This is a genomic window from Pseudomonas sp. ZS1P83 (genome assembly GCF_054897825.1).
The window spans coordinates 1,828,339-1,843,258 of record NZ_CM142706.1 but is presented as its reverse complement, the minus strand read 5'-3'; the positions used below and the strand labels follow the sequence as shown (position 1 = coordinate 1,843,258).

15 protein-coding genes are annotated in these 14,920 nt (G+C 59.8%); 5 read left to right on the top strand and 10 right to left on the bottom strand.

Annotated features, from left to right (window positions below; genetic code table 11):
- Positions 1 to 70: 70 nt before the first annotated feature.
- The gene (locus tag ACYZT0_RS08895) at positions 71 to 2,026 is read left to right on the top strand and encodes an acetoacetate--CoA ligase (RefSeq protein ID WP_462045497.1); all 1,956 of its coding nucleotides are present in this window, start codon (positions 71 to 73) and stop codon (positions 2,024 to 2,026) included.
- 7 nt (positions 2,027 to 2,033) lie between these two features.
- On the opposite strand, the gene ACYZT0_RS08890 is transcribed toward ACYZT0_RS08895, so the two are convergent.
- Complete coding sequence (locus ACYZT0_RS08890) at positions 2,034 to 3,143, bottom strand: PilT/PilU family type 4a pilus ATPase (RefSeq protein ID WP_462045496.1); 1,110 nt, start codon at positions 3,141 to 3,143, stop codon at positions 2,034 to 2,036.
- Positions 3,144 to 3,260: 117 nt separating this feature from the next.
- Between ACYZT0_RS08890 and ACYZT0_RS08885 the strand changes: the two genes are divergently transcribed.
- Complete coding sequence (locus ACYZT0_RS08885) at positions 3,261 to 5,423, top strand: response regulator (protein ID WP_462045495.1); 2,163 nt, start codon at positions 3,261 to 3,263, stop codon at positions 5,421 to 5,423.
- A 66-nt stretch (positions 5,424 to 5,489) separates the two neighbouring features.
- Positions 5,490 to 5,765, top strand: coding sequence for a peptidylprolyl isomerase (locus tag ACYZT0_RS08880; RefSeq protein WP_007898282.1), 276 nt, complete (start codon positions 5,490 to 5,492; stop codon positions 5,763 to 5,765).
- A 36-nt stretch (positions 5,766 to 5,801) separates the two neighbouring features.
- Here ACYZT0_RS08880 and ACYZT0_RS08875 read toward each other — a convergent pair whose 3' ends face one another.
- The 8 genes from ACYZT0_RS08875 to ACYZT0_RS08840 all read right to left on the bottom strand — a co-directional run bounded on the left by ACYZT0_RS08875 (position 5,802) and on the right by ACYZT0_RS08840 (position 12,514).
- The gene (locus tag ACYZT0_RS08875; RefSeq protein WP_462045494.1) at positions 5,802 to 6,737 is read right to left on the bottom strand and encodes a sugar kinase; all 936 of its coding nucleotides are present in this window, start codon (positions 6,735 to 6,737) and stop codon (positions 5,802 to 5,804) included.
- A gap of 155 nt (positions 6,738 to 6,892) precedes the next feature.
- Positions 6,893 to 8,110 (bottom strand): amino acid deaminase, encoded by a 1,218-nt coding sequence (locus ACYZT0_RS08870; RefSeq protein WP_462045493.1) that lies wholly within the window; start codon positions 8,108 to 8,110, stop codon positions 6,893 to 6,895.
- A gap of 39 nt (positions 8,111 to 8,149) precedes the next feature.
- Positions 8,150 to 8,914, bottom strand: a complete 765-nt coding sequence (locus ACYZT0_RS08865) for an IclR family transcriptional regulator (protein ID WP_462045492.1) — start codon at positions 8,912 to 8,914, stop codon at positions 8,150 to 8,152.
- Between the two features lie 157 nt (positions 8,915 to 9,071).
- The gene (locus ACYZT0_RS08860) at positions 9,072 to 9,461 is read right to left on the bottom strand and encodes a RidA family protein (RefSeq protein ID WP_462045491.1); all 390 of its coding nucleotides are present in this window, start codon (positions 9,459 to 9,461) and stop codon (positions 9,072 to 9,074) included.
- A 29-nt stretch (positions 9,462 to 9,490) separates the two neighbouring features.
- Entirely contained in the window at positions 9,491 to 10,282 is a 792-nt protein-coding gene (locus tag ACYZT0_RS08855) for an amino acid ABC transporter ATP-binding protein (RefSeq protein WP_462045490.1), read from the bottom strand.
- The gene (locus ACYZT0_RS08850; RefSeq protein ID WP_462045489.1) at positions 10,279 to 10,941 is read right to left on the bottom strand and encodes an amino acid ABC transporter permease; all 663 of its coding nucleotides are present in this window, start codon (positions 10,939 to 10,941) and stop codon (positions 10,279 to 10,281) included. Before ACYZT0_RS08850 ends, ACYZT0_RS08855 begins: the two co-directional genes overlap by 4 nt.
- Before the next feature lie 9 nt (positions 10,942 to 10,950).
- The gene (locus ACYZT0_RS08845) at positions 10,951 to 11,613 is read right to left on the bottom strand and encodes an amino acid ABC transporter permease (RefSeq protein WP_462045488.1); all 663 of its coding nucleotides are present in this window, start codon (positions 11,611 to 11,613) and stop codon (positions 10,951 to 10,953) included.
- Between the two features lie 52 nt (positions 11,614 to 11,665).
- The gene (locus ACYZT0_RS08840) at positions 11,666 to 12,514 is read right to left on the bottom strand and encodes a transporter substrate-binding domain-containing protein (protein ID WP_462045487.1); all 849 of its coding nucleotides are present in this window, start codon (positions 12,512 to 12,514) and stop codon (positions 11,666 to 11,668) included.
- Between the two features lie 366 nt (positions 12,515 to 12,880).
- Here ACYZT0_RS08840 and ACYZT0_RS08835 point away from each other — a divergent pair, with 366 nt between their 5' ends.
- Complete coding sequence (locus ACYZT0_RS08835; protein ID WP_462045486.1) at positions 12,881 to 13,342, top strand: YccF domain-containing protein; 462 nt, start codon at positions 12,881 to 12,883, stop codon at positions 13,340 to 13,342.
- A 185-nt stretch (positions 13,343 to 13,527) separates the two neighbouring features.
- The gene (locus ACYZT0_RS08830) at positions 13,528 to 13,971 is read left to right on the top strand and encodes a thioredoxin family protein (RefSeq protein ID WP_462045485.1); all 444 of its coding nucleotides are present in this window, start codon (positions 13,528 to 13,530) and stop codon (positions 13,969 to 13,971) included.
- Positions 13,972 to 14,020: 49 nt separating this feature from the next.
- Here ACYZT0_RS08830 and ACYZT0_RS08825 read toward each other — a convergent pair whose 3' ends face one another.
- The gene (locus tag ACYZT0_RS08825; protein ID WP_462045484.1) at positions 14,021 to 14,887 is read right to left on the bottom strand and encodes a LysR family transcriptional regulator; all 867 of its coding nucleotides are present in this window, start codon (positions 14,885 to 14,887) and stop codon (positions 14,021 to 14,023) included.
- Positions 14,888 to 14,920: the final 33 nt, after the last annotated feature.

Below are 14,920 nucleotides of genomic sequence, written 5' to 3'. Positions count from 1 at the left end.
CAGAGCGTCCATTGAGGCATTCCCACGCAGAGCGTGGGAACGATCTGATACCAACAAGAAGAGGCAAGCCATGTCCGACATCCTCTGGCAACCCAGCGCCCAGCGCATCGGCAAGACCCGCATGGAGGCCTTCCGGCGCTTCATTAATCAGCGGCACAACCTCCACGTCGACGACTACCCTGCCCTGCACCAATGGTCCATCGATCAGCGCAAAGCGTTCTGGCAGGCCATCGTCGATTTCTTCGACATCCGTTTCCACGATCAACCGGACGCTGTGCTGGTGGAAGGCGCGCAAATGCCCAGCGCCCAATGGTTTCCCGGCGCCACCCTGAATTTCGCCGAGCACCTGCTGCGCCGTCGCGACGATGCCGTGGCAGTGGTGGCCATCGGTGAAAACGGCCAACGTGAACAATTGACCTGGGCCGAACTGGCGGAGCATGTCGCCGGTTTTCAGAATAGCTTGATCGCCGCCGGGGTCGTCGTTGGCGATCGGGTGGCCGCGTGCATGCCAAACACCTGGCAAACCCTGGTGGCCATGCTCGCCACCACCAGCCTGGGGGCAATCTGGTCCTGCTCTTCGCCGGACTTTGGCATTCAAGGGGTGATCGACCGCTTCGGCCAGATCGAGCCGACCGTGCTGATCACCTGCGCCGGTTACCGCTATGCCGGCAAAGAGATCGAGCAGACCGCCAAGACTAATGAGATCCTCGAACGCCTGCCGTCCTTGCGGCAGCTGATCGTCGTACCTTACGCCCGGCCACAGGCGCGCATCGAAGACTTCCACACCCGGGCCAACGTGACGCTCTGGGATGATTTCTACGACGCTGGCGGCGAACCGGATTTCGTTCCCGTGCCCTTCGCGCATCCGCTGTACATCCTCTATTCCAGCGGCACCACGGGTGTGCCCAAATGCATCATTCACAGCACCGGCGGCGTGTTGCTGCAACACGTCAAGGAACATGGCCTGCATTGCGATCTCGGCCCCGGCGACCGTTTGTTCTACTACACCACGTGCGGCTGGATGATGTGGAACTGGCTGGTCTCGGCGCTGGCCGTGGACAGCGCGGTGGTGCTGTATGACGGCTCGCCGTTTCATCCTGCCACCGAACGCCTGATCGATCTGATCGACGACGAACGCATCAGCGTCTTCGGCACCAGCCCCAAGTACCTTGCGACCCTGGAAAGCAACGGCGTCAAACCTCGTGAAAGCCATGACCTGAGCAGCCTCAAAACCCTGCTCTGCACCGGTTCCGCGTTGTCGCCCCAGAGTTACGACTATGTCTACCGCGACCTCAAGGCTGACCTGTGCCTGGCCTCGATGTCCGGCGGCACCGACATCGTTTCGTGTTTTGTGAACAGCAATCCGCTGCAACCCGTGCGCCGTGGCGAGATACAAGGCAAAAGCCTGGGCATGGCGGTGGAAGTCTGGAACGACGACGGCCAGCCTGTGATCGGCGAAAAAGGTGAGCTGGTGTGCACCCGGCACTTTCCGGCAATACCCATCGGGTTCTGGAATGATCCTCAGCAGGAAAAGCTTCGTGCCTCGTATTTTAGTCAGTTCCCCGGTGTCTGGGCCCAAGGCGATTACGCTGAACAATTGCCCCATGGCGCGATGATGATCCACGGACGCTCCGACGCCGTACTCAACCCCGGCGGCGTGCGCATCGGCACGGCGGAAATCTACCGCCAGGTGGAGAAGGTCCCGCAGGTACTGGACAGTGTGGCCATCGGTCAGCAATGGCTGGATGACGTTCGGGTCGTGCTGTTCGTACGCCTGCATGACGGCGCCGAACTCGACGAGGGGCTGGAACAGCAGATCCGCCAGGTCATCCGCGCCAACACCACGCCACGGCATGTGCCGGCGAAGATTGTCGCGGTGACGGACATTCCACGGACGATCAGTGGCAAGGTTGTCGAGTTGGCCGTGCGAAATGTGGTGCACGGGCAGAAGGTGAAGAATACCGATGCGCTGGCCAATCCCGAGGCGCTTGAACAGTTCCGCAACCGACCGGAATTGCAAAGCTGAGCGGGCCTCAGTCCATCAACCCCCATTCACCCGGTGGTGCATGGGGGCCCGGTGATGCTTCGGCGTGCAGCTTTAGCCGCAAGCGCAAATTGTTCACCGAATCCGCATGTTTGAGTGCTTCTTCCTCTTCAATCGCCCCCTCGACGACCAACGCGTACAACGCACCGTCAAACGTCTGCATCCCCAGTTCCACAGACTTCTCCATGATCCCCTTCAGTTCTGAAAACTCATTGCGCCGGATCAGGTCGCCGATGGTCGGCGTCCCAAGCATCACTTCTACCGCCGCCCGTCGCTGACCGTCGCGGGTGCGCACCAAGCGCTGGGAAACGAAGGCCTTGAGGTTGTTGCCCAAATCATTAAGCAGCTGCGGCCGGCGCTCCTCGGGGAAGAAATTGATGACCCGGTCCAGCGCCTGATTGGCGTTGTGCGCATGCAGTGTGGAAATGACCAGATGGCCGGTATCGGCAAATGCCAGCGCGTGCTCCATAGTCTCGCGGTCACGGATTTCACCGATCAGCACTACATCCGGTGCCTGGCGCAGGGTATTTTTCAATGCAGCATGAAAACTGCGGGTATCGACGCCGACCTCGCGCTGGTTGATGATCGACTGCTTGTGCCGATGGATGTACTCGACCGGGTCTTCGATGGTGATGATGTGGCCACTGCTGTGGCGATTGCGGTAGTCGATCAATGCCGCCAGCGAGGTGGATTTGCCCGAGTCGGTGGCGCCGACGAACAGCATCAGTCCTTGTTTGAGCATCACCGTTTCGAGCAGCACCGACGGCAGCTTGAGGTCTTCGAAACGCGGAATGTCGAGTTTGATGTTGCGCGCCACGATCGACACATCGTTGCGTTGTTTGAAGATGTTGACCCGAAAGCGCCCGACACCTGTCAAAGAGATCGCCAGGTTCATCTCCAGCTCTCGATCGAACACCAGACGTTGTTCGGCGTCCATGATGGACGCGGCAATGGCCGCAATTTCTCCCGGCTTGAACGGCTGATCGGACAAGGGTTTAAGCACACCATCGAACCGTGCGCTGGGTGGCGCACCGGTGGACAGGTATAGATCGGAGCCGTCCTGATTGGCCAGGAGCCTCAACAGCGAATCGATTTCCATGGCAAAAAGCACCCGCGAAGCATTCAATGAACAGAAATGACCCAAAGTGGGTCATCCAGCGTCTACCGCCTTAGGATAGTTGACGCCGCCACACCGACTTAAGTGCAGGACATCTTGATGAACGCATCACCGACCGGCAGCGATGCCCAGGCCTTGATTGCCCGACTGGACTGGAGACGCAGCCCGCTGGGCGCGGCCAGTACCTGGCCGCAGAGCTTGAGAACCGCCGTGGACATCGTGATTCATTCGCCGATGCCAATGCTATTGCTGTGGGGCCCGCAGCTCACGCAGATCTACAACGACGGCTTTGCCCTGCTGGCCGGCAGCAAGCATCCACACGCCTTCGGACAGCCGACGCACCTGATCTGGCCAGAGTTAAAGGAATTTACCGACCCCATTTACAGCGCCGTCCTACAAGGACAGGTGCGGACCTACAGCGAACAGCGCTTCACCTTGCAGCGCGATGGCCATGATTCCGACTTCTGGCTGGACCTGACCTACAGCCCCATCCGCGATGAAAGCGCTCAGGTCGCCGGGATTCTGGTTACCGCCATCGAAACCAACGAACGCCGACGCATCGCCCTCGAACTCGAACAGCGGTCGGCCGCCAGCCTCAAGGCCCAGCACGAGACCGAGGAGCGCCTGCAACTGGCCCTCGCCGCCACCGACGCCGTCGGCACGTGGGACTGGGACATCGGCGAGGATCGCTTCATTGCCGACACCCACTTCGCCCAATTGCACGGCATCGACCCGCTCCTCGCCAGCCAGTTGCCCATCAGCGCCTACCTCCAGGGGGTGCACCCGGAAGACCGCGCCATGGTCACCCGTAGCATCAAGCACTCCATCACCCACGGCACCGAGTACGCCGAGGAGTATCGCCTGCTGCAACCCGATGGCCAGCTGCGCTGGGTGTTTGCCCGGGGTCGTTGTTACAAGGACCACCATGGCCGGCCGATTCGCTTCCTCGGCGCGGCCCTGGACCTGACCGAGCGCAAACAGACCGAAGAAGCCCTGCGCAATCTCAACGAAACCCTTGAGGAACGCGTCGTCGCCCGCACCCAACAACTGGCCGAAGCCAACCAGCGGCTGCAGAACGAGATGTTCGAACGCGAGCGCGCCGAAGAGGCGTTGCGGCATGCACAGAAGATGGAAGCGCTCGGCCAGCTCACCGGCGGCATCGCCCATGACTTCAACAATATGCTCACCGGAATCATCGGCAGCCTCGATTTGATGCAGCGCTACATCGCCGATGGGCGCGCCGCCGAGGTTGGCCGTTTCACCGAGGCGGCAGTGTCCTCGGCCAACCGTGCCGCCGCCCTGACCCATCGCCTGCTGGCGTTTTCCCGGCGTCAGTCACTCGATCGCAAGCCGCTCAACGCCAATGATCTGATCCATTCCCTGGAAGACCTGCTCAGCCGGACCAAGGGCGACCACATCGCGCTCACACTGCAACTCGCCGATGACGTCTGGCCGGTCAGCACGGACGTCAGCCAGCTGGAAAACGCCCTGCTCAATCTGGTGATCAACGCTCGGGACGCCATGCCCGATGGCGGTGAGTTGCGGATCGAAACGGCCAACGTTTACCTCGACAGCAGTGACATCAACACCCTGGAACCGGTCAAGGCCGGGGATTATCTGATGATCGCCGTCAGCGACAACGGTACCGGCATGACACCGTCGGTGCTGGCCAAGGCCTTCGACCCGTTCTTCACCACCAAACCCATTGGCCAGGGCACCGGTCTCGGGCTGTCGATGATCTATGGTTTTGCCCAGCAGTCGGGCGGTCACGTCAGCCTTTTCAGCTTGCCGGGCCAGGGCACTAGCGTGCGTCTGTACCTGCCGCGGCTACACGTTTGCGATCCGGTAGATACCTTGATGCCGGTCACGAGTGAGACGCCAGCCGCCATTGCCGGTGAAACCGTGGTGTTGGTGGAGGACGATCCGGCGGTGCGCATGCTGGTGCTCGACCTGCTCAACGAGCTGGGTTACCACACCCATGAAGCCCAAGACGCGAAGACCGCCCTGCCTCTGCTGGAATCCGATCTGCGGGTCGATTTGCTGGTCACCGACGTCGGGCTGCCGGGAATGAACGGTCGGCAATTGGCGGAGATCGCGCGCCAGCACCGCCCCGAACTTAAAGTGCTGTTCATGACCGGTTACGCCGAAAAAGCCGCCGAGCGCCAGGGCTTCCTGGAGGAAGGCATGGACATGGTGGCCAAGCCCTTTTCAATTGACCTGTTGGCCAACAAGATTCGCGCGATGATCGGTCAACCGGACTGAGTTAAGGCATAATCGCGCGCCCCCCGCTGGCACCAACATAGCCACCACCGTTGCAAGGTACTGCCCATGAAAGCTCAAGCCCGCCATATTCTGGTGAAAACTTCGGAAGAAGCCGAACAGCTCAAACAACGCATCGCCAAGGGCGAAGCCTTCGATGTGCTGGCCAAGAAGTATTCCACCTGCCCGTCCGGCAAGCGCGGCGGCGACCTTGGTGAAGTACGGCCCGGGCAGATGGTCGGGGTCATCGATGCCGTGATCTTCAAAAAACCACTGCGCGTGGTGCACGGGCCGATCAAGAGCAAGTTTGGTTATCACCTGGTGCAGGTGTTTTACCGGGATTGATGGGTTGGATTGAGGGCCTGTGGTGAGGGGATTGCATCAACTCTTCGGGATCAGTGCCCCCGGCACCTGAATCACCCGACTCGCCAAACGATGCCCCGCTTCAGCAGCCTCAACCGGACTGCCGCCCTTGAGCCGACTGGCCAAATACGCCGCACTGAACGAATCCCCCGCCGCCGTGGTGTCCACCACTCGCTCAACGACCTGAGCCGGCACTTCGAACGACTCTCCATCACAGCGAATCAGACAGGCCTCGGCGCCACGCTTGAGCACCACTTCAGGCGTGCCAATCTGCTCGTAAGCGGCAAACACCGCCTCGCAATCGGAAAAATGAAACAGCGCCTGCTCGTCATCGACGGTCAGCAACGCCAGGTCGACATAGGGCAGAACGCTGCGATAGGCCGCTCGTGCCTCTTCAACCGACGCCCACAAACGTGGCCGGTAATTGTTGTCGAACACGATCCGCGCATCCCGCTGCCGGGCTTCGATCAGGGTTTCCAGCAACTTCTCCCGCCCCTGCACACCAAGTACCGCCAGGGTGATGCCGCTGAAATACAGCACGTCGTAATCCGGCAGCGCGGCCAGGATTGGCGCGGCGACTGAGGTAGTAAAGCAATCACGAACTGCCGCTTCATTGCGCCAATAGAGAAAACGTCGCTCGCCGGCGGCGTCAGTCTGGATGCAATACAAGCCGGGCAAGCGACCAGGCAAGCGCTGGACCATGCCGAGCCCGATGTTTTCGTCGGCCCAGCTCTGGCACATGGCATCGCTGAAACTGTCGTCTCCCAGCGCGGTGACGTAATCCACGGTGCCGCCCTCGCCCAATTCCCGGGACAAGTAGACCGCCGTGTTCAAGGTATCGCCACCGAAACTCTGTTGCAGGCTGCCGTCGGCGCGTTGCTGCAACTCGATCATGCATTCGCCGATCAGGGCGATACGCGGGGTGTTGGGGCCGAGGGTACTGATGGTGTTCATTAGTAGGGTCTCTGGTGTTTCGGTGTTGTCTGCGAGGCCGCCTTCGCGGGCAAGCCTCGCTCCTACAGGATTTATGTCAGGCGCGAAATCGGCGACAACCACTGCACTTGTAGGAGCGAGGCTTGCTCGCGAAGGTCGCACCTCGGTCTCAAGCCTTAGAAACAGGTTTCCATGGTTTCGATGACGTTCAGTTGCTCATCCACCAGACACCCGGTACGCCACTTGTCGAACGTCAGGCACGGATGGGACGTGCCGAACGAAATGATGTCCCCCACCCGCAACTCAATGTCCGGCGCTACGGTCATGAACGCATGCTGGTCCATCACCGCTGTCACCTTGCAGGCGCTGACGTCATCGCCCATCGCCGGCACCACACCGGCCTTGTAGCGCAACAACGGCACCGGCAAACCGGCGTCGTAGGCCACGTCGCGTTTACCCAGGGCGATCACCGCAAACCCCGGCTCCGGCAACGACTGCACATGCGCCCAGACTTCCAGCGCTGGGCGCAGGCCCTCGTGCAGATCACTGCGGCGGTCGAGCACGCAGCATTGCGCTTCTTTGTAGATGCCGTGATCGTGCGCCACATAGCTGCCGGGACGCAGCACACTGAGGAACCGCCCACCGGCGTTCTGCGCTTCGAATGATTCAGCGATCAGGTCGTACCAGGCCGAACCCGACGCAGTGATGATCGGCTTGGGAATGGCGAACGCCCCGCTGTCCTGTAGCTGCACAGCCAGGCGCACCAAAGAAGCAGCGAACGCACGGATGCCGCTCTCCGCGTGATCACCGTGAATCACCCCTTCGTAACCTTCGATCCCGGTCAGCGCCAGGGCCGGTTGCGCAGCGATGGCCTTGGCCAGCGCAACCACTTCCTCTTCCGTGCGGCAACCGCAACGACCACCGACCACGCCGTACTCGATCATCACGTTCAGTCGCACACCGCGCGAGGCGAAATACGCCCCCAGGTCGGCGACGTTGTCCGGGTGATCGACCATGCAATGGAAATCAAACGTCGGATCGGCCAAAAGATCAGCAATCAGCGCCATGTTCGGCGTGCCTACCAATTGGTTGGCCATCAGTACCCGACGCACGCCATGGGCATAAGCCGCTCGGGTTTGCGTGGCGCTGGCCAGGGTGATGCCCCAGGCACCGGCGTCCAGTTGGCGCTGAAACAGCGCCGGGGTCATGCTCGTTTTGCCATGGGGCGCGAGCTCGGCACCGCTGTTGCTGACAAACGCCTGCATCCAGCGAATGTTGTGTTCCAGTGCTTCGCGGTGCAGCACCAGCGCCGGCAGGCTGACGTCGCGCACCAGGTTGGCGCCAGCGTGGGCAAAGCCCTTTTCCACAGCGGCAGTATTTTTGGCAGAAGACATGGTCAAACTCCTCACATTCGCGGCCGCAGGCAGCCGCTGTTATTCGTTGATGCGACGGGCCAGGTTGTTGGCGCTGTCGATCAGCACCCGGCGATAGTCGTTGTAGTTGTTCTTGGCATCGGCCCGCGGGGCAACGATGCACAGGGTCGCAATAGCCACGCCGTTGGGGTCTTTGACCGGGGCGGCGAAGCAATGGGTAAACGTGTCGGCGACGCTATCGAAAGAGAAGAACCCATCGATACCGGCCTGGCGGATTTCCTGGAGAAACTGCGCAAGCGGCAGACGCTCGCCGTTGGGCAAGATGAAGTCGTCGTGATCGATCAGGTCAACGATTTCCTGGTCGCTCAGGTGCGCCAGCAAGAGGCGCCCGGAAGCGGTCCAGGGGATCGGTGCGTTCTCGCCGATGTCCGAAGAAATGCGGAAATGCCGCTCGCCCTCTTTCATCAATGCCACGGTGTATTTGCGTCCGTTGAGCAGGCACATCTGCGCGGTTTCGCGGGTCTGGCTGACGATCTCCTGCAAGGCATGATCGGCCTCGCGGGTCAGGTCGAAATGGCGCAAGTGCGCCTGCCCGAGGAAGTACAGCTGACGGCCGAGGTAGACGTGACCGTCCTTGCCCACGGGCTCGAGAATCCGTCGGTCCAGCAGGGAGGCAACCAATTCGTAGACCGTGGATTTCGGGCTGCCGATGCCGCTGGCGATTTCGTTCGGGCGCAGGGGCTTGCCGACTTCCTTGAGGAAATCGAGGATATCGAACGCCCGGTCCAGACCGCGAGCCCGGCGTTTGATGGTGTCTTCGGTCATGTCTGTGTTCCCATTCAAAGTCGCCGGGAGTTTACCGCCAATGATCGTTCCCACGCTCCGCGTGGGAATGCCTCAACGGACGCTCTGCGTCCAACGCTGGGACGCAGAGCGTCCCGGGCTGCATTCCCACGCGGAGCGTGGGAACGATCTACAAATCTCAAACCTTTTTCTTGTACGCGACACAGTCAATCTCAACCTTGCAATCAACCATCATGTTCGCCTGCACACAGGCACGCGCCGGTGCATGTTCGCTTTTAAAGTACTCGGAAAACACTTTGTTAAAACTCCAGAAATCCCGCGGGTCTTCCAGCCACACGCCGGTGCGCACCACGTCTTCCAGGCCATAACCGGCCTCTTCGAGAATCGCGATCAGGTTCTTCATGGTTTGGTGAGTCTGTTCGACGATGCCGCCCACAATGATTTCGCCATCCAGCGCCGGCACCTGGCCGGACACGTGCAGCCAGCCATCGGCTTCAACGGCGCGGGCGAAAGGACGGGGTTGGCCGCCACCGGCGGTGCTGCCGGTGCCGTAACGAGTAATGCTCATGAGGGTTTCTCCTATTGATAAGTGATAGGTCAAAAACGTGTGTTCTTGAGAAATTCCGCCAGACGCGGTGATTGCGGGCGTTCGAAGAGTTCCTTGGGAGGCCCCTGCTCTTCGATCCGCCCCTGATTCATGAAGACGATCTTGTCCGAGACTTCGAAGGCGAAGCGCATTTCGTGGGTCACCAGCAGCATGGTCATGCCGTCCTCGGCCAGGCCCTTAATCACGCTCAACACTTCGCCGACCAGTTCCGGATCGAGGGCCGAGGTCACTTCGTCGAACAGCATCAGGCTCGGGTTCATCGCAATCGCCCGGGCAATCGCCACACGCTGTTGTTGGCCGCCGGACAACTGACCAGGGTAGTGGTCGCGCCGCTCCAGCAAGCCGACCCGTTCCAGCCATTTTTCCGCCAGGGCAACCGCTTCATCCTTGTGCAGCTTTTTGACCTTGAGCAGACCGAGGGTGACGTTCTGCAACGCCGTGAGATGCGGAAACAGGTTGAATTGCTGAAACGCCATGCCGGTCATCGCACGATGGCGGGCGATGACTTTTTCCGGGTGACGCACGCGCTTGCCGTTGATCTCGTCATAACCGATGGACTCGCCATCGAGCATGATCTGCCCGCCCTGAAACTCTTCGAGCATGTTCACGCAACGCAGCAGCGTGGTCTTGCCCGAACCGCTGGAACCGATCAGCGTCACGACGTTGCCGCGCTGCATCGTCAGGTCCACGCCCTTGAGCACTTCGAGCGGGCCGTACTTTTTGTGCAACCCGCGAATGTCCAGCAGGGGCTGATCGTTTTGAGCGTTATTAGGTTGAGTCATGGCAAGGCCACCCGCTTTTCAATGTGCCGGCCGAGTAATTCGATGGCGTAGTTGATGACGAAAAACAGAAATCCGGCGAACAGGTAAAACTCGAGGGTCATGAAGGTTCGGGCGATGATTTGCTGCGTGCTGAGCAACAACTCAGCCACACCGATCACCGACAACAGCGTCGAAGCCTTGACGATCTCGGTGGACGAGTTGACCCAGGTCGGCAAGATCTGCCGCAGCGCCTGAGGCAACAGCACGTAGCCGAGCGATTGATAAAACGTCAGGCCGATGGCCTTGCTCGCTTCCATCTGACCACTGGGCAGCGCTTGCAACGCGCCGCGAACAATCTCGGCGACGTGGGAGCCGCAAAACAGCGTCAGCCCCAACGCGCCGGCCTGAAACGCACTGATCTGCCAGCCCAGCGCAGGTGCCATATAGAAGCAGGCAAGCACCAATACAAACACTGGCGTGCCGCGAATCAGGTCGACGTAAAACCGAAAAGGCGCACGCATCCAGAACTTGCCGTACGTCAGCACCAGACCAGCGACGATGCCGACTATCGTGCCCAACAGAATGGCCAGGGCCGAAACCTGCACACTGGTCAGAAAGCCTTGCCACAGGACTTCCCGCGCCACCCATAACTCATGCAACCAACTAGGGGATTCGTACATGTGGGCCTCCTATCGGCGAATCGCCAGACGCTGCTCGAGGTAACGCAGCATCATGGCAATGAGGTAACAGGCCGCCACATAGAGCGCTGTGGTCACCATCCAGGTTTCAATCACCCGGTAGCTCTCGACATTGATCTTGCGCGCGTAATAAGTCAGCTCTGGCACGGCAATCGCAGCAGCCAGCGAGGTGTCCTTGAACAGCGAGATGAAATTGTTCGACAAGGCCGGCAGTACATTGCGCAGCATCACCGGCACGGTGACGTAGGCCTTGACCTGCCACTCACCGAGACCGATTGCCAACCCGGCTTCACGTTGCCCCTTGGGAATGCTCAACAACCCGCCACGAAACACTTCGGTCAGATAGGCCCCGGCATACAGCGACAGCGTGATGATGAACGACGGGATCTTGTCCAGACGGACCCCCAGGCTCGGCAAGGCGAAGTAGATCAACAGAATCAACACCAGAATCGGCGTGTTACGGATGACCGTCACATACACCGACGCCAGCACCCGCAATGCGCGGTGCTTTGAAAGCAAAGCAAACGCCATCATCAGGCCGATCACGCAACCGATGGCGATCGACACCAGCGCCAGTTCAAGGCCCAGACCGAGCCCCGCCAGCAAGGTGTCGAAATCGCGCCACACGGCGGCAAAGTTCAACTGATAGTTCATGGTCAGCAGTACCTTGAGCGGGGCGATTTATGACCGCCCCGCTCTCACGGGATCATTTGAATTCGACGGGGAAGCCAATCGCGGGGGTAGGCAGATCGACGCCGAACCACTGCTTGAAGGACGCCGCGTAAGTCGGGAACTCAACGCCGGTCATGGCTTCATGCAGGGCAGTGTTGACGAAGTTCAGCCAGTCCTGATCGCCGCGTTTGACGGCGCACGCGTAGGTTTGCGGGCTCCAGGCGTAAGCGGGGCTGCGATAGCGACCCTGGTTCTGCACCATCAGGTATTTCACCGACGACTGATCGGTGGCAGCGGCATCGGCGCGGCCGGAGTTCACCGCCTGATACATCAGGTCCACGCTGTCGTATTGATCAACCTTGGCTTTGGGCAATGCCTGATGCACCAACTCTTCGGCGTACACGTTTTGCAGCACCGCTACGGTGACGCTGTCGTTGGCGGCTTTGAGGTCTTCGATTTCCTTGTACTTGCTGTTGGCCGGCAACAGCAGGCCGACGCCTTCGCGGTAGTACGGCAGGGTGAATGCCACCTGCTGCGCTCGGCTGGCGGTGACGGTAATGAACTGACAGCTCATGTCGACCTTGTCAGTGAGCAAGTTGGGAATCCGCGCATCGGACGACTGCACCACGAACTCGACTTTGCTCGGGTCGTTGAACAAACCTTTGGCCACCATCCGCGCAATATCAATATCAAACCCCTGCAACTTGCCATCCGCTCCCTGGAAGTGCCACGGCGCATTGGTACTGCCCGTGCCCACAATCAGTTTCCCGCGGGCCAGCACGCTATCGAGCTTGCTGTCCGCCGCCTGGGAAACACCCATGGCAGCAGCCGAAGCCGCGAGAACAAAAACACACGCTTTAAACAAGGAAAGTCGGCGATGCATGGCAAGCACTCCAGGATGATGTTTATTCCGCTATACCGGAACTAGGTATGTAACAACGGAATAGACAGCAGAAAGTGTGCCACAGGTCTACGGTGAAATCACAAAGCAACTGAAATCCCAACTGAATCAACGGGATGCAAATGCACAAAACAAACGTCACCCAACACCGCACAGCGCGAGCGCTACCGTAGGCCACAGTCGGTGGGTAATTGAGCACCCATCGAGGGCGAGTGAGCCCCATGGGTGTCACGAAAACCGGCAGCCCGTAGCGGCACTCGCTTTTCACTGTTGTTACACGACACCCTGAACCGCTAGCATATGGCCACCAGCCCACCACTCCGGTGGGCCAAAATAGGGACGTTTTACATGAGTGCGATCGGCAATTTTCTCTGGTTCATTCTCGGTGGTGTGGTCATGGGCCTGAGCTGGTGGCTGTTGGGCGTCCTTGCGTTTGTGACTGTCGTCGGTATTCCGTGGGGCCGCGCGTGCTTTGTCATCGGCACCTTTTCGTTTTTCCCGTTTGGCAAGGAGGCGGTCAATCGCAAGGACCTGTCGAACAAAGAAGACCTGGGCACCAGCGGCCTGGGTGTGGTCGGCAATGTGATCTGGTTCCTGTTCGCTGGCATCTGGCTGGCCATCGGTCATGTGATCTCGGCCCTACTGTGCTTTGTCACCATCATCGGCATTCCATTCGGCATCCAGCATTTGAAACTGGCTGGCATCGCCCTGGCGCCAATCGGCAAAACCATCGTCAGCAAGGACTTGGCCGCCGCTTCGCGCAAACTCAATGCCGAAGAAATGGCCATGAAACTGCGCCAGACAACCTGATCGCCTAGGGAAAGGCCGGCAAGTGATCGTTCCCGTGTTCTGGGAACGATCAAACAAGGTGAATCAAAACGATGCGCAAAACATAGGCAACAGCGCTCTACCTGTAATTTCTGACAGTAGACTGATCGCGGCTGACTCCTTTACCGTCAACAGGCACTCGATGCACTGTGAAAAAGGAGATTTCAATGAACTCGAAAATCGCTCGCAAGGCGCTGGCCCCGGTCTATCGCAAGGCCCTGAAAACCTGGCACCCGGTGATCTTGTACTTCGGCAGTCAACATTGTCCCGCCTGCGAAACGGCCGGACCGATCTTTCGCCAGATCGCTGAGCCGTATCGGCATCAGGCCCAAATCTACATGTTGAACACCAGCGAATCGCCTCGGCATCCGGATGTCACTGGTACCCCGACCGTGCTGTTTTACAAGGACGGGAAGCTGCTGAAGAAGCTCAAGGGCATTGGCACTGAGCAAACCTTGCAGGAGGATTTCGCCAGGCACATCGGCAAGGTGAAACCGGCAACGATGAAACGTAAACCGGGTCACGATCTTGGGTGGTTGCGCCAGACCCTGCGCAGGTTGTGCACTGTGCCTCGTGCAACTCGGCAGTTGAATCGGCGGGTTTGCTGTTAGTCCGCGCCGTTCCAGTGTTTGACGGATCGCTTTGGCGAAGCTTTTGCTCTTAGCGATTTTTGACCTGCTCTATATACCGGACTACCGCCGCCGACTTCTCGAATCGCCGATGGATCAACGACAACCACGAACTCGCCTCGCACCCTTTGATTGCCCGGTACAACACGCCCGGCAAACCGACATGCCCGACCACCGATTCGGGCACCACCGCCACGCCCTGCCCCAACGACACCAGCGCTATGACCGCCACCAGCCCGCCCGGTTGCGCCCCCAGTTTCGGCGCAAATCCACCCTCGGCGGCGACTTGCAAAGTGCCGCTGATTTGTTCCGGCAGGATGAACGTCTCGTTCAGCAAATGTTCCGGGACAATCTCTGGCAGACGGCACAGCCAGGACTCGGCAGGCACCGCCAGCACAAAACCTTCTGCATCCAGGCGAATGGCGTCCAGGCCCTCAGGCAGGGTCATGGGTGAGCGGACATAGCCAATATCGAAACGCCCCTCGACCACCATCACCGGCAATGACGCCATGGGACTTTCCCGTACGTTCAGGCTGACGTCAGGACACTCGCGACTGAAGGATTGCACCTGTTTCTGCAGCAAGCCCGAATACACCGCCGAAGCCACGTAACCCAGTTCGATATGGCCAATATCCCCGCGCCCGGCACGCTGGGCGCTGTACTGAGCGTATTCGAATTGCCGCACCGTCGCCTCGGCCTCGATCACCAGCGCAGCGCCGGCCTCGGTCAGGCTGACTTCACGTGTTTGGCGCACGAACAATCGCGTGCCGAGTTCGTTCTCCATGTCCTGGATCTGTCGAGTCAAGGTCGGCGGTGCAATACCGAGTTGTTCGGCGGCGCGGGTGAAGTTGCCTTGCCGGGCAACGGCCAGAAAATAGCGGAAATGGCGAATATCCATCGATGCGTTAGCTCAAAGGTAATGAAGTGACAA

Excerpts from the sequence above, each read along its gene's own strand:
- ACYZT0_RS08895 (WP_462045497.1), top strand. The coding sequence starts at position 71 with ATGTCCGACATCCTCTGGCAACCCAGCGCCCAGCGCATCGGCAAGACC.
- ACYZT0_RS08890 (WP_462045496.1), bottom strand. The coding sequence starts at position 3,143 with ATGGAAATCGATTCGCTGTTGAGGCTCCTGGCCAATCAGGACGGCTCC.
- ACYZT0_RS08885 (WP_462045495.1), top strand. The coding sequence starts at position 3,261 with ATGAACGCATCACCGACCGGCAGCGATGCCCAGGCCTTGATTGCCCGA.
- ACYZT0_RS08880 (WP_007898282.1), top strand. The coding sequence starts at position 5,490 with ATGAAAGCTCAAGCCCGCCATATTCTGGTGAAAACTTCGGAAGAAGCC.
- ACYZT0_RS08875 (WP_462045494.1), bottom strand. The coding sequence starts at position 6,737 with ATGAACACCATCAGTACCCTCGGCCCCAACACCCCGCGTATCGCCCTG.
- ACYZT0_RS08870 (WP_462045493.1), bottom strand. The coding sequence starts at position 8,110 with ATGTCTTCTGCCAAAAATACTGCCGCTGTGGAAAAGGGCTTTGCCCAC.
- ACYZT0_RS08865 (WP_462045492.1), bottom strand. The coding sequence starts at position 8,914 with ATGACCGAAGACACCATCAAACGCCGGGCTCGCGGTCTGGACCGGGCG.
- ACYZT0_RS08860 (WP_462045491.1), bottom strand. The coding sequence starts at position 9,461 with ATGAGCATTACTCGTTACGGCACCGGCAGCACCGCCGGTGGCGGCCAA.
- ACYZT0_RS08855 (WP_462045490.1), bottom strand. The coding sequence starts at position 10,282 with ATGACTCAACCTAATAACGCTCAAAACGATCAGCCCCTGCTGGACATT.
- ACYZT0_RS08850 (WP_462045489.1), bottom strand. The coding sequence starts at position 10,941 with ATGTACGAATCCCCTAGTTGGTTGCATGAGTTATGGGTGGCGCGGGAA.
- ACYZT0_RS08845 (WP_462045488.1), bottom strand. The coding sequence starts at position 11,613 with ATGAACTATCAGTTGAACTTTGCCGCCGTGTGGCGCGATTTCGACACC.
- ACYZT0_RS08840 (WP_462045487.1), bottom strand. The coding sequence starts at position 12,514 with ATGCATCGCCGACTTTCCTTGTTTAAAGCGTGTGTTTTTGTTCTCGCG.
- ACYZT0_RS08835 (WP_462045486.1), top strand. The coding sequence starts at position 12,881 with ATGAGTGCGATCGGCAATTTTCTCTGGTTCATTCTCGGTGGTGTGGTC.
- ACYZT0_RS08830 (WP_462045485.1), top strand. The coding sequence starts at position 13,528 with ATGAACTCGAAAATCGCTCGCAAGGCGCTGGCCCCGGTCTATCGCAAG.
- ACYZT0_RS08825 (WP_462045484.1), bottom strand. The coding sequence starts at position 14,887 with ATGGATATTCGCCATTTCCGCTATTTTCTGGCCGTTGCCCGGCAAGGC.